Source organism: Polyangium sorediatum (assembly GCF_029946465.1).
In the GTDB taxonomy this organism is placed as follows: Bacteria; Myxococcota_A; Polyangia; order Polyangiales; family Polyangiaceae; genus Polyangium; species Polyangium fumosum.
The window spans coordinates 48514-62433 of sequence record NZ_JARZHI010000018.1 but is presented as its reverse complement, the minus strand read 5'-3'; the positions used below and the strand labels follow the sequence as shown (position 1 = coordinate 62433).

Below are 13920 nucleotides of genomic sequence, written 5' to 3'. Positions count from 1 at the left end.
TCGCGCGGCGGCTGTTACGCCGTGCCCCTGCCCAAAAAGGAGGTGCCCTTGCTCGTCGCTCGTCCGCTCTCGCCCGTCCGCTCGTCTGCGCCGGAGGCTCTCCAGGACCTGACAGCGCTGTCAGGGGTGCGGCGCCGTCCGTCTTTGCCTGAAGGCCATTTCCAGGGCTTCGGCGCGCTGGCCCGAAGATCGCTTCAGGCGTTCTTGCTCGCCGTGCTCGCGCCGGGTTGCCTCGTCACCGCGGAGCCCGTCACGTACGAGCCTCAGCAGACACCGCCGATCCTCGTCGCCTCGGGCCTCGACCCCGATCCGCGCTCCATCTTGCTCGTGGGCGGCGATCTCGGCTTGCCCGAGTTTCCGATCGTCGCGTCCGTCGCGTCCGAGGACGCGGGCGAATCCGTCAAGGTCGCCCTTTACGTCGATTACGGTGAAATGAACGCCTTCAACCAACCGTTCCGGTGGGCATTTCCGAATTTCCAGGAGCTACCGGCAGCGACCTTGGCGGATGGCCCACGCCCGCTCGTGGGGGTTCGTTGGAGTTCCAAGTTGTATCCGCTCGATCCGGGCTGCCATCGCCTCACGCTCGTGGTCACGCACGAATTCGACACGCAGACGGGCTGCCCCAAGGATCTCCGGGATTCAAGCCAGATCACCTGGCAATTTCGGCAATGCGGCGTCGGGGACTGTCCTCCGATCCTGGAGAACTGCCCCTCCGCCGCAGCTAGCTGTCCGCTCGATCCCACGGCGGCGACGGGCGACATGAATGACGCCGGGACCACGGGAGGTTGACCTTGAAACGCGCCTTCTCCTTGACTTCATCGCTCTTTCTGCTGACGGCCGTGCCCGCCCTCTCTGGATGCTTCGCGCTCGGGGGGGCCGACGCGGAAGCCGTGAACGCTTGCTCCTCCGACGAGGACTGCGAAGGCGGCGGCGTCTGCGCCAGCGTCGACGGCTTCCAGACCTGCGTCGGCACCAAGGTCGATCTCCCCGGGCTCATCCTCGAAGTGCGCCCCACGGCCGAGGCGAACACCGGCGCCAACACGCCCTACCTCGTGCCTTTCGGCGGCGAGGGCTTCGTCGCGCAGTCGAGCGCGGGCCTCGTCGTCGACCACGACATCGCGCTCTCGCACGTCGTCGTCTCGCCGATCGAGCTCTTCGTCGACTACGACTACAAGGGCTGCCCCCTCTCGCCCGAGGGCAAACTCCAGGCGGACTTCACCTTCTACCGCGACGCGCAGCACGCGGGCCTGCCCGATCACGAGGCCAAGGCCGTCATCCAGCCGGGCAGCACGGACGCCTATTCGGTCGAGATCCCGCCCGGCATCTACGACGTGCACGTCGTCCCGCGCGCCCCCGAGAACTGCCCCGCGCCTCCGCCGCCGCCCATGTACTACCGCGGCATCGACGTCTCGCAGGGCGGCAAGATCGACCTCCACCTCTCCGCTGCGCCGCGCCTCATCTCCGGCAGCATCGCCTTCCCCGAGGGCAAGGACCTGAACGGCTGGTCGATCGAGGTCGTCGAGCCCAAGCACGGCATCCCCGTCTCGCGCACGCAGGTCCTCACGGTTGATCCGCCCTTCGCGCTCTTCACGACCTACAACCTCGAGTACTACTGGGATTTCGGCCTCGAGAGCTCGCCCATCCTCCGCCTCAGGCCGCCGCCCGACGATCCCGACGCGCCCAAGTTCTTCTGGCAGGTCGCCTCGCTCAGCCCCCTCAACCCCGACAGCAAGAACATCCAGGCCGACCTCACCCTCATCGACCTCGACGCCGTCGGCCGCAGCGTGATGTCGACCGTCGTCGACGCCCACGGCGCGCCCGTCGTCGCGACCGTCTCCTTCCGCAGCCTCGAGCTCTCCGGCAACGCCTCGAACAGCGCCATCTACAGCGCCGTCGTCGACACCGACACCGAGGGCCGCTTCACCGTGCTCCTCCCGCCTGGCAAGTACCGCGTCACCACGCACCCCACGTTCGACCTCACGAAGGCCGTCACCACCGAGGACGGCTTCGAGGTCCCCGCCGACGGCGACTGCGTCTGCGGCAAGGGCTTTACGGTCCGGGACAAGTCCGTCGTCTCCGGCGAGGTCGTTCTGCCGAACGGCAGCCCGCTCTCGTTCGGCTCCGCCTCCGTCTTCCCCTCGCGCACGCCTGCGCGCCCGTACCTCTCGCGTAGCCTCCTCGCCGACGCGCCGGCCTCGCAGCCCATGTCGACGCCGCTCGGCTTCGCGGGCGAGTTCTCCTTGCTCGCCGATCCGGGCCTCGCGGATCTGGTCGTCGTCCCGCCGTCCGACTCGCTCTACCCGTGGATCGCAAATCCGCAGGTCAAGATCCTCGTCGGCCAGCCCTTCGACTTCAACACGCTCGTCCTCCCGTACCCCGTCGTGCTCCGCGGCGAGGTCCGTGATCCTCTCGGCAAGATCGTCCCGAATGCGACCGTCCGCGCGTGGATGCCCGTCACGGCGTCGGGCACCGAAGAGACCGTGGTGATTCAGATTGCGGAGGGAGCCACGGATTTCGCAGGCCGTTACAAGTTGCCTCTTGCTCCGTCCCTCGCGCTTTCGAGGTAGGCGCGCGTGCTGTCTCGCGCCTGCGTCCCGGGGGTACACGCTCGCCTCGGTCCGGGATAGGCTGGAGGCGTGGCGGAGTCCGACACCGGTGGTAAGGACGAGACGGCGCGCGGACGAGGGGCATCGCAGGAGGCGAGCCGCGGGCCCTTGGCCGACAAAGAGAGCCTGCGGATCGACGTCGAACAAGCGTTGCGACGCCCGACCGATCGAGACCTCGCGGGCGTCCTCCACGAGGTCTCGAACGCGCTCACCGTGGTGCTTGGATGGATCGATCGCGCGCGCGGCGAGATCGACTCCCTCCCCACCGTCGAGGACGCGCTCGCCATCGCGGCCTCACGCGCGCGCCACGCGAGGCAGATCGTTCGTCGCGCCATCGGCGCCGACGTACCGGACGACGTGCCCGCTTCGGTCGCGACGATCCTCGCCGAGGCGGCGAAGGGCTGCGAGCCCGAGGCCAAGCGTGGCGGCGTCGAGCTCCGCACCTCGCTCGACCCTGCGCTCGAAGCCGCGCATCTGCCGGGCACCTCCGTCATCTTGCAGATCCTCACGAACCTCCTGCTGAACGCCGTCGCCGTCTCGCCTTCGCGTGGCGCCGTGCTCCTCGACGCGACGCTCGATGGACCTGACGACGTCGTCTTTGGCGTGACCGACGAAGGCCCGGGCGTGCCTGTCGAGCGCCGCGCGAACTTGCTCGACGCGGGCGTCACCACGCGCGCGGGCGGCGCGGGCATCGGCCTTCGTTACGCCGCGGCGCTCGCGCGCGAGTCGGGGGGTTCGCTCTCGCTCGTGCGGGCCGAACCTTCGGCGCGGTTCGAGCTTCGCTGGCCTCGCCGTCCTTCCATGCCGCCTGCGCCGCCGCACTCGAACCGCAAGCCGGCGATGGTCCTCGCGGGCCAACGTATCCTCGTCGTCGAGGACGACGACGCGGTCTTCGATCTGCTCGAAGCGGCGCTCGCGGCGCGCGGCGCGACCATCGTGCATGTGCGCGCGCGCGCCGAGCTCGCGGGCGCCTTGAAGACGGGCCGCGTCGACGCGGCGCTCTGCGACCTCTCGCCGTTCGGCGCGGACGTGCACGGCGCGCTCGTCGAGATCCGCGAGACGAACCCCTCGGTGCGGATCGTCCTCATCTCGGGCAACGTGCGTGACCTGTCGGGTTTGCCCGCGTCCTTCGAGGTCAAGGCCGTGCGCAAGCCCTTCGAGATCGGCGAGATTGTCGTGGCTCTCACGACCTGACGGGCGAGCTTGGGGGGCCTCGAAAAAAGTGTTTGACATTGGGGGCGAACCGGGTAGGTTCCGTCGCCTCGAAGCAAGCGGTTCCGAGCGAAGGTGGCGGAATTGGCAGACGCACTAGCTTGAGGTGCTAGCGGGTAACACCGTGGGGGTTCAAGTCCCCCCCTTCGCACCCCGAAGCGGTTCATGAGGAACCGCGAGTCCGAAAGAAGAGAAAAGGGCCGGTCACCGTAAGGTGCCGGCCTTTTTCGCGTTTGGGGGTTTCGACATGTCCTTGCGTCTCCTGCGTCCGGCGTCCTTGGTCCTTGCGCTCGTGCCTATCGCGCTCGTCGCTTGTGCGGCGGCTCCGAAGTCCGGGGAGGCCCCGGCGACGGCGGTCGACATCGCGGCCGAGTCCGCTGAGTCCGCTGCGCCGCCGCCGCCCCCTGCGGCCACGGCGTCGGCGAAGGTCGCGTCGGATGATCTCCGGACCCCGGACGACGCCGCGACGGAGCTCGATCGTTGGGAGATCTCCTTCCTCAACGTGATGGTCGTGGCGGACGAGGCGAAGTCCTCTGCGGAGGGTGCTGCGCCGCCTGCGGCGCCCACGGATGCAGCGCGCAAGGCGCCCACCAAGCCCGTGGCGCCCGAGGCGACGTCGGCGGGCAGCGAGGAGTCGCCTTGCCATGGCGCGTGCCGCGCCTACGCCTCGATGAAGCGCGCGGCCACGCGCCTCTGCGATCTCGCTGGAAAAGAGGACGACCGTTGCGCGGCCGCGCAGCAGCGCATCGATCGCGCGAACGAGCGGCTCAAGGCGGCTTGCCCGCGGTGCGAAAGCCTTCGCGACTAGTCCATTTTCCGCCGCTACATTCCTGCCGGACGATTCCAATCGTTGCTCTCGCTTTCGCGGGTTCCTAGGATTGCATTCGGACGCGCCCTCCCGTGCGTGTCCCCACGTCCTCGGACTTCCCAAAGCAAGGGTCAACGATGCGCTTTTTCTCCTCTTTCTCGGCAAGCTTGATGGTCCTCGCGCTCGGCGGGACGGCGTTCGCCGCCTCCGGGCCGCGTACACTGCTCGAGGTGGGCGCGTTCTCGCCCGCCGCGCAGAAGCCGCTCGTCGCGGCCAAGGATGCGGAGCCCCGGGCGCTCGAAGCGTCGGCGCGCACCATCCTCGCGGAGCGCGCGCCCTGGTCGCAGAGCCTCTCGCTCGGCCCCGCGCGCGACGCGACCCTCCGTGACGGCCGGCGCATCGTCAAGATGCCGCAGATGCACCAGGGCGTGCCCGTGCTTCACCGTGGCGCCACGGTCTCGTTCGGCGAGAACGGCGTCGCGCGTATCGTCGCGGCGCGCCTCGCCGAGGACCTGCCCGCGAGCGTCGTGCCCGCGCTCTCGGCCGAGGACGTCGCCGCAAAGGCCTCCAAATCGTCCGGCGTCGACATGGACCCCAAGAAGGCCCGGCTCGTGATTTGGCCGTCGGGCGGCGGCAATGTCCTCGCCTGGCATTTTTATACCGCGGGCCTCGCCATTCCGTATGCGCCCGTCGTCGTCGTCGACGCGCAGACCGGCGACATCGTGGCGCGTTACAATGCCGCGGTCTCGCTGCACGAGGCCAACGTGTTCCCCTCGAACCCCGTCAAATCTCCGCAAACGCAGTCCGTCACGCTGAATTTGCCGGACGGCGCCACCAAGCTCTCGAGCCCCCTCGTCGTCGCGCGCAATTGCATCGACATGAAGACGACGAAGAACATCATGGGTATCAACATCCACACCTGCGAGCTCGTGCAGACGGTGACGGCGGCCGCGGGGTCGCTCGATTTCACGTCGACGATGCCGGCCGAGGACACGGCGCAGGAGGATCCGTTCTCGGAGCTGCACATGTATGCGCACACCGAGATCGCATACGAGTTTTTCCGGACCTTCAAATCCGATTTCCTCGTCCAGCAGGGCCCGCTCGACGCGGTCGCGAACCTCCGTATGCCTGACGGCCTCTTCGGCGGCAACCCGGCCAACATCGGCAACCCCAACGTTCCCCTCGTTCCTTTCCAGAACGCCTTCTTTTCGCCGCCGGAGTCCTTGGGCGCGCTCTTCGACATCTCGGGTGGCGCCATGATGTTCGGCCAGGGGCCGGTCAAGGATTACGCCTACGACGGCGACGTCATTTACCACGAGTTCACGCACGCCGTCGTCAATGCGACGATCCAGCTCGTGGGCACCCCGCACCGTGATGCGTACGGCATCGTCTTCTCGCCGGGCGGCATGAACGAGGGCCTCGCCGATTATTTCTCGTCGGCCATCACCGGCGACCCCGACGTCGGCGAATATGCCGTCCTCGACGCCGATCCCAGCGGCAAGGCCATTCGCAGCCTCGCGGCCCCCGACGCCTGCCCCACGGCCATCGCCGGCGAGTCCCACCAGGACGCGACCCTCTTCTCCGGCGCGCTCTGGGACGTCCGCAAGGGTTTGACCGAGGCCCAGAAGCCCGGGCTCGACCTCGCCGTCTTCGCCGCGATGGAGGCCGCGCCCTCGGGGGACCTCCATTATCACGACATGGCGGACCTCATCCTCGCGCAGGTCAAAACCTCCTCGCTCGGCGACGCTGTGGCCACCCAGCTCGAGGCGGCGTTCACCACGCGCGGCGTCCTGCCCGAGTGCAAGCGCATCCTCGAATTCACGGGTTCCACGATGGAGGGCCCGCTCCTCGTGGGCACCAGCGGCGGCTCCCTTGGCGTCTGGTTCGCGCCGAGCGTGTCTGCGGCGAACATCGGCTCGAACCAGCAAGGGTACGTGCCCGGCGTCATCCAGGTCCGCGTCCCCCTGCCCGAGAACACCGAATCGCTCACCGTCGATTTCGACGGCGCGACCACGGGCGGCGGCTCTCCGTTCGGCGGCGGCAGCTTCGAGCCCAAGGTCCTCGTCCGTTACGGCGAGGAGCCTCTCCAGTTCACGTATGGGCCCTTCAAGCCCACGGCCGACACCGTCGTCCTCACGCCCGACGGCGGCGGTTCCCAGGGCATCAATGCCTACAACACCACCACGATGGTCCCGGCGGGCATGAAGACGGCTTACGTGATGATCGCCAATGCCGGCGAAGGCGACGGCCTCTTCACGAACCTGACGTTCACCCCGGTCCAATCGTCCGGCGCGGGCGGCATGGGCGGCGCCGGTGGCGCGGGTGGTGCCGGTGGCGCGGGCGGCTCGGGCGCGGGCGGCAACCCGGCCACCCCGCCCGTCACGGACCCGGGCGGCTGCGGCTGCGCCGTCCCCGGCTCCTCCAGCGTCCCCGCGGGCGCCTCGCTCGCCGCCTTCGCGGCCGTCGCGGCCCTCTTCGCGCGTCGCCGCCGGCAGAGCTGATCCCGCAAGGCCCGGGCGCTACGGCAACCGCACGAGCGCCCGCGCCTCTTCCAAGCTCCTCACCACCACATCCGCAATCTCCTCGAACGCGCCCCCGTCCCCCTCGGGCACCGCGATCACCGCCATCCCCGCGCCCTTCGCGGCCCGCACCCCGTTCTTCGAATCCTCCAGCGCGAGGCACCCCTCGGCCCCGACCGAGAGCCGCTCCGCCGCGCGCAAATACACATCCGGCCACGGCTTCGCCCGCGGCACCTCCTGCCCGGACACCGTCACGTCGAAATGGCCCGTCAGGCCAAACCTTTTCAGGCTCGCGTCGATCAGCCGCCGCGGCGACGACGACGCCAGCCCGATCGGCAATCGCCCCCGCGCCTCGTCGAGGAACGCGCGGGCGAACGGCTTGAGGGAAAGACCCTCCACGTGGGCGAGAAATCGATCCTCGAGCTCCGCCACGTCGCGCGCCTCGTCCACTTCGAAGCCGATGTGCTCCCCCATGATGTGCACGATCCGCCCGATTCCTTGCCCCGTGCAGGCGAGCGCCATCTCGTCGGTCCACTCGCCCCCGCGCGCGCGGGCGAATGCGCGCTCCACCTCGTGCCAGAGCGGCTCCGAGTCGACGAGCAGCCCATCCATGTCGAAGATCAACGCGCGTGGCGAGAAACGGCTCATGTCGAGCGGGCGACTAGCACGGCATGCCGCCCCGGCAAGCGCTTCACTTCGGGGGCGTCGTCGTCGCCGCCGGCGTGACCGGCCCGGCGCCCGGCTGCTTCGGATCCACCTGCGACGTCCCCACGGCCGCGGGCGGCGCCGGCGGCGTATGGGTTTGTCGGAACCGAAGCGCCACGAACGCGCCCACCGCCGCGGCGAGCACCACCACGAGCGCCACGAACAGGCGAACGCGGTCCGACCCTCCCGACGACTCGGGCGCCGCCTCGACCAGGTCCGCCGGCGCCTCGACGGGCGCTCGTTCCTTCGTCCGCACCGCGGGCGGCTCCGTCTTTGGCCCGGGGTTCCGGTCGAGCGTCGGTGTCACCGGCGCCGGCTCGATCGCCGCCGTGGAGGGCAGGCTCGGGGGGGGCGGGATCTCCGGCGCGAGCGCGTCGGGCGCCTCCATCGACGGCGGCATGCTGCGCAGGTTCGGCAGGCTCGCCCCCACGCCCGGCTCGCTCCCGCCGTGCGCCGTATCCCCGCGTAGCACGCGCATCGATGACGCGGGCGCGTCCTCGGCCGACGGCGACGCCGCCTCGCTTTGCCGCAGCTTCGCGATCTGCCGCTCGATGATCTTCCGGATCTCGGTGCGTTTGTCCGCGTAGACCGACGTGACGTATTTGCCGATGTCCTCCGGCGTCACGCGCAGCCCTGCGCCGTCGAGATAACCGAGGATCGCCACGCGCATCTCGGACGCGGTCGCATATCGCTCCGCCGGATCGTACGCCAGCGCCTTCGCGCAGATCTTCACGAGCGCCGGGGGGACGTCGGGACGAACCGACTCGATCGCCTCCATCTCGCCGGTCGCCAGCTTGTGGAGCACCTCCATATCGGCGGCTTTGTCCCACATCTTCCGGCCGGCCAGCATTTCCCACAGCACGATCCCTGCGACGAACACGTCGGCGCGCCGATCGAGCGGCCTGCAGCGCACTTGCTCGGGCGCCATGTACCCGAGCTTGCCCTTCATGATTCCCGTGCGCGTCTCCATCAAACGCACGTCGGACTTCGCGATCCCGAAATCGAGCAGCTTGGCCTGACCGTCGTACGAGACGATCACGTTGTGCGGGCTCACGTCGCGGTGGACGATGTTCAAGGGCTTGCCGTCGTAATCGGCGAGCTCGTGCGCGTAGTGCAGCCCTGCGAGCACGTCGGCGAGGATCCGGAGCAGCACCCCGGGCGGCGCCGGCGTCTTCGTCCGCGAAGACCGGTTGATCAGCCGGTTCAGCGGCGCGCCTTCGAGGTACTCCATCGTGATGAAGTACACGCCGTCGTCCGCGTGCACCTCGAACGTCTGCACCACGTTCGGGTGATTGAGGCGCGTCGCGATCCGCGCCTCGTCGAGGAACATCTCCCGGCGCTCGGGATCCTCGGCGAACTCGGCGCGCAGCCGCTTCACGACCTGCAGCTTGTTCACGCCGAGAGGCCCTGCGACCACGGCGAGGAACACGTCGGCCATGCCTCCACGGCCGAGGTTCGCGATCAGCTTGTACTTGCCGACGCTCACCGGCTCCTTATCGGCTAGGCTCTGCGCGGCAGACACGGAGCCCATGTTCGTTCCGATCACGCATCCGCGCAAGCGGGATCCGCCGCACCGGAACGGCAGGTTTTCGACGCGCTCGCCCCGGCGTCACGATCAACCTGTGAACATGCGATCCAGCATGGCCTGTGGGCGCCCGCCGGCGAGGATCTCCGAGAGTGCCCCGAACGTGTTCGCGTCCACCCGGTGCTCCTCTGCGAACCGCACGATCCGCGGGATCAGCGGGATCGCCTCCACCCGGAGCTTCGCCATCGTGATCGCTTGATCGAGCGGCACCTTCCGCGCGAGCGCCTTGCCGAGCACCACCTCCGGCCGGTCTTCGAGCGCGATCGACGCCAAGAGATCGCCGTACCCGCCGAGCCCGAGCATCGTCCGCTCCTCGCAGCCCGCGGCCGCCATGAGCCGCGCCGCCTCGTCGACCCCGCGTGAGATCAGCGCCGCCAGAAGCCCCGGCCCCGCGCCTGCTTCCTCCGCGTAGCCGACCCCGATCGACAGACAACCGACGAGCGCCGAGGCCCACTCGAGCCCGCGAAGATCGTTTGTCCCGTACACCCGAAGGCTCGGGCCCTGGAACGCCCGCGTCGCGGCCGTGATCACCTCGGGGAACCGCGACCCGATCACCATCGCCGACGGCCGCCCCTCGATGAGCTCGCCGGCCTGCACCGGCCCTCCGAGCGCGCCGAGGCGCCGCGCGGGCGTCTCCTCGCGCACGAGATCACTCACCGTCTCCAGCCCCTCGACCCCGAGCCCGCGCACCCCGTGCACCACGAGGTGCTGACCGCCGAGGTGATCCCCGAGCGCCCGGAGCACGCTCCGCGCGACCGACGACGGCACCGCGATCACCACGAGCCGCGCCTTCGCGACCTCCGCGTAATCGACCGTCACGTGCAGGCCAGGATCGGCGGTCGACGCTTGGGGGCTCCGCTCCGACGAGCGGAGCTGCGCCCCCAAACCCCCCGGTTGATCTCGCCGCGAGTGCAACACGACCTCGGCGCCCGTCCGGCGCGCCGCTGTCGCGAGCGCCCGCCCCCAGGGCCCGCCGCCCACGATCCCCACGCTCGGCGCCTGACGATCCGTCACGACAAACCTCCCTGCGCCGCGTCGCGCGCCGCGGGTGGGGCGAAGACCGGCGGCCGCGCGGGCGGCATGCCCGGCGGCGCGATGACGTCCCAGGCCATCCCGTGGGCCGCGAGCCGGTTCTGATAATAAAACAATAGATTCGTGTCCATGATCGCGAGCCCCTCCGGCCGCGACGCGAGCACGGGCGAGGCGTGGTAGCCGGCGAAGGCCCGCAGCGCCCGCTCCACGATGTCGCCGCCCGACGCGGTCCGGAGAAACCCGCCGACCACGATCTCGCCGCGATCGGCGAGCTCGACCAGCCGATCCCGCAGCTTCACCACGTCCTTGGCGAGCTCGTCGCGCGGCACCACGACCACGTCGCGCTGCCGCAGCACCGTGAAAAGATCCGACGCGGGCGAGGCGCGCCGCAGCCGTTCGAAGCTCGCGGCGGCGACCACGTGCGTCTCCAGCACCACCGTGTCGCGCAGGTAGGCCTTGCAGATCTCGTCGCCGAGCTCGCGCGTGTACTGCGCGTCGCGCACGGGATCGAGCGTCACGCGCCCGCTTTCATCCTTCACGTAGCTCGCGGGATCCACCTCGCGCCCACGGCGATCGAACGACCGGCAGCGCTCGTCGACCATGTTGCCGAAGGGATCGATGGGTTTGCCGAAGCGGATCACCACGGCGCCTTGCATGTCGAACATCTTGCGCATGAACGCGGTCACGCGGCCGACGCGCGACGACTCGTCGTCCTCGATGATGAAGCGCCCCTTGCCGGCCTCCGCGAGGAAGTCCGCGATCAGCGTCTCGGCCTCCAGCGTGATCAGGTAGTTGATCGTCGCGGGCACGAAGTACACGCGCCGCTCCCGGTTCGCCATCAAGGTCCGCGCGTACGCCTCGATCGCCGTGCCCATGAGCCCGAGCTTCAGCCGCCGCTCGACGCCGCCCGAGCGTGAACGTGTCCCGCCCGGGAAAAACAGCGAGTGGTAGCCGCGCTCGAGCAGCACGCACGAGTACGTCTTCAGCACGTCCTTGTAGAGGTTGTGCCGGATCCGCCGGTCGACGCGGTAGGCGCCGAGGTTGTGCATGAAGAACGAGAGCACGGGGTTCGTGAACAGGTTCTTGCCTGCGCCGTAGGTCGCGGGCGGCAGCCCGGCGCGCTCGAGCGCGTAGCCGAACACGATCGAATCCATGTTCGACAGGTGTGTCGGGACGTACACCGCCGTCCCTTGCCGCGAAAGCTCGCGCAGCTCCTCGACCGGCCCCTCGACGCGCACCTTGTCGTCGAGCGCCGACAGGCTCACGAGCTGCTTCGGATCGCGGGCCAGACGCACGAGCGTCCGCGGCGCGAGCAGGTACGTCACGATCGGGGGCAGGAGCTTCGACGACACCTTGAACACGCGTGGGTCGAAGTTCCCTGCGACGTCCCAGCCGACGTGCTCGACGATGGAGGCGAGCTTCTCGCGCCGCTCGCCGTCGGGCATGCGGCCGAGGGCGCGCGCGAGCCTTTGCCACTCGGCGAGCTCCTTCTGCTCCTCGGGCCCGCGCTTGCTGGACTCGAGGCGCTTGGTCTCGTGGTAGGCCGCGTCGTTCAGCGCGAGCAGCGGGTCTTTCGTGGAGAGCACGACACGCGAGACCACGGACCGCACGATGTCTTCCCGCGCCGCGTTGAACCCGAAGATGGGGGCGTCGTCCTGCATGCGGATATTGTGTAGGAAATTTCGCGGCCGGGCGCGAGCGGGATGTGCGTGTGGGCGTACGCGGCGGGCCGTCTACGTCACGGTACGCACGATTCCGACGGCGGCGCGGCGGGCGCCACGGACCCGAGATTCGCGTGTTTCATGGTGAACCCGAGGCCGATGGAGATCGCATCGCACTGTTTTTTCGGATCTTGCGTCCCGTCACTCAGGATGTCCGATGCATCGCGGATCATGTTGAATAGGCTCTGCGCCGTCGCGCTGTTCGGATCGCAGAACGCATCGTCCATCGACCCCGCCGCCTTCTTGAACGCATCGACGAACTCTGCCGCGGGGATGAGCCCCCCGATCTGCCCGGCTGTCGCGCCCTGGGCGTCGAGCTGCATCGAGATACGGGCATGCCGGATCGGCAGCACGAGGCGAGCGCCGTCGAGCGAGAGGACAACCTGCAATTCGCTCGGGGGCTGGGCTTGCACGGTGTTTTCTGCGACAGCGGTTTCTGGAAACACGCACGCAGCCGACGTCGCGTCGGCAGGATTCGTGAGGGACGACGGGTCGATGGGCCAGATGTCGCTCCCATCGAAGAGCGGAGGTTTCCCGAGATCCGCGCCGAGGAAGAGCTTGCCCGTCGCCGCGCACGCAGGGCCGCCCTGACCGCTGCCGGAGAGCGAAAACAGGAGCGTCATATCGCCGTTCGTGATCATCGCGTTCGTCATCTCCCCCATCGACCCGAAGTAGCCCATGAGAATGGGCAATATGTTCTTGCCGAAGGCGTTGTCCTTGCCGTTGTCGCCGTCGGGGAGCACGTCCACGGCCGTGCCTCCCGGCCTGGGCTTGCAGGTATTCAGGGATTCGGCGGTCGTGAACAGCCCGTCGAGGTTCATCCCGTACTGACGCCACGCCTGCGGGCTCGCCGACCCGTCCGGGTTCGTATCGCTGAGGAGCAGCTTGTCGATGGCGAGCATCACGCCGGGACCCTCGCATGCCGGCGAGTTTCCGCCGACACCACCCCCCATCCCACCTTCTCCCCACGGCTCTTCCTCTCCACCGCTACCACCGTCCCCTCGGGATTGCTGGGAGGCGGAGCAACCCCCAGCCACACCGCTATGCACGGCGAATACGAGCGAGAGCGTCGCTGCTGAAAGAGCCGAACCGACACGAACCGAACGCGCAAACATCATGTAGGGTCCTCCGGGCCACGTCAGATGCGACGGGCGTTGGTAAGCCCTCTATCATGGGGACTGTGTCCGGCGGAAGAATGTTGCAGGCTCGCGGCTCGGCGCGAGCACGATGTGCGCGCGGGGGGCGTGCGCGAGGGGGCGGCGCGCGCTCGGCTCAGGCGGAAGTTTTGGAAGGGGCGGGCGAGGGGAGGATCAGGGGAGCGGCTTGATGTGGTCGTGGTGACGAGTCACCCATTCGTAGGTGGCTTTGAATGTCGCTTCGCCCGGTTCAATCTTCTCCAAGCAATAAAATTTTTTACCGAGCACCAAGCATTCGCCCACGCCCATGGTGAAAGCCAAGGGGTGGGGCTTGTCCCCCCACCACTCCTTTTCATTCTGGGCCGACTCGGGCACGTCGCAGACGAATTCGAGCCCCGCCCAGCGACGCCCTCGGTCGTCCGCAGCGTTCCAGCTATCCATGAAAAGGTGGCATCCCTCGACGCGCGCGACTTCTTTGTTCTTGAGGATGAAGCGCTCTGGATCGGAGCCCCCGCACGAGGCCGTCATCAACCCAAGGATGAACAAAAACCCGCTTATCTTACGTCGCATGATCTGGTTCCTGTGCACGGTTCAAT

11 protein-coding genes and 1 tRNA gene are annotated in these 13920 nt (G+C 68.7%); 6 read left to right on the top strand and 6 right to left on the bottom strand.

What is annotated here, in order from left to right; all coding sequences use genetic code 11:
• Positions 1 to 21 precede the first annotated feature (21 nt).
• The 6 genes from QHF89_RS21180 (at position 22) to QHF89_RS21155 (ending at position 7127) form a co-directional block, all read left to right on the top strand.
• Entirely contained in the window at positions 22 to 789 is a 768-nt protein-coding gene (locus tag QHF89_RS21180; RefSeq protein ID WP_136969926.1) for a hypothetical protein, read from the top strand.
• A 2-nt stretch (positions 790 to 791) separates the two neighbouring features.
• Entirely contained in the window at positions 792 to 2567 is a 1776-nt protein-coding gene (locus tag QHF89_RS21175; RefSeq protein WP_136969927.1) for a carboxypeptidase-like regulatory domain-containing protein, read from the top strand.
• A gap of 69 nt (positions 2568 to 2636) precedes the next feature.
• Entirely contained in the window at positions 2637 to 3800 is a 1164-nt protein-coding gene (locus QHF89_RS21170) for an ATP-binding response regulator (protein WP_136969928.1), read from the top strand.
• A gap of 87 nt (positions 3801 to 3887) precedes the next feature.
• A tRNA-Leu gene (locus QHF89_RS21165) sits at positions 3888 to 3969 on the top strand.
• Positions 3970 to 4065: 96 nt separating this feature from the next.
• Positions 4066 to 4626, top strand: coding sequence for a hypothetical protein (locus QHF89_RS21160; RefSeq protein ID WP_136930924.1), 561 nt, complete (start codon positions 4066 to 4068; stop codon positions 4624 to 4626).
• A gap of 137 nt (positions 4627 to 4763) precedes the next feature.
• Positions 4764 to 7127 carry an MYXO-CTERM sorting domain-containing protein gene (locus QHF89_RS21155; protein ID WP_284720753.1) on the top strand — a complete coding sequence of 788 codons (2364 nt, stop codon included), beginning with the start codon at positions 4764 to 4766 and terminating at the stop codon, positions 7125 to 7127.
• A gap of 18 nt (positions 7128 to 7145) precedes the next feature.
• On the opposite strand, the gene QHF89_RS21150 is transcribed toward QHF89_RS21155, so the two are convergent.
• The 6 genes from QHF89_RS21150 to QHF89_RS21125 all read right to left on the bottom strand — a co-directional run bounded on the left by QHF89_RS21150 (position 7146) and on the right by QHF89_RS21125 (position 13894).
• A complete protein-coding gene (locus tag QHF89_RS21150; RefSeq protein WP_136969929.1) occupies positions 7146 to 7793 on the bottom strand; it encodes an HAD family hydrolase in 648 nt (215 codons plus the stop codon).
• 43 nt (positions 7794 to 7836) lie between these two features.
• Positions 7837 to 9381, bottom strand: a complete 1545-nt coding sequence (locus QHF89_RS21145) for a serine/threonine protein kinase (protein WP_136969930.1) — start codon at positions 9379 to 9381, stop codon at positions 7837 to 7839.
• Between the two features lie 84 nt (positions 9382 to 9465).
• The gene (locus tag QHF89_RS21140) at positions 9466 to 10449 is read right to left on the bottom strand and encodes an NAD(P)-binding domain-containing protein (RefSeq protein ID WP_136969931.1); all 984 of its coding nucleotides are present in this window, start codon (positions 10447 to 10449) and stop codon (positions 9466 to 9468) included.
• Complete coding sequence (locus tag QHF89_RS21135; protein ID WP_136969932.1) at positions 10446 to 12128, bottom strand: 1-acyl-sn-glycerol-3-phosphate acyltransferase; 1683 nt, start codon at positions 12126 to 12128, stop codon at positions 10446 to 10448. Before QHF89_RS21135 ends, QHF89_RS21140 begins: the two co-directional genes overlap by 4 nt.
• Before the next feature lie 77 nt (positions 12129 to 12205).
• Positions 12206 to 13093, bottom strand: a complete 888-nt coding sequence (locus QHF89_RS21130) for a hypothetical protein (RefSeq protein WP_136969933.1) — start codon at positions 13091 to 13093, stop codon at positions 12206 to 12208.
• Between the two features lie 405 nt (positions 13094 to 13498).
• Positions 13499 to 13894 (bottom strand): hypothetical protein, encoded by a 396-nt coding sequence (locus tag QHF89_RS21125; RefSeq protein WP_136969934.1) that lies wholly within the window; start codon positions 13892 to 13894, stop codon positions 13499 to 13501.
• Between the last annotated feature and the right edge of the window lie 26 nt (positions 13895 to 13920).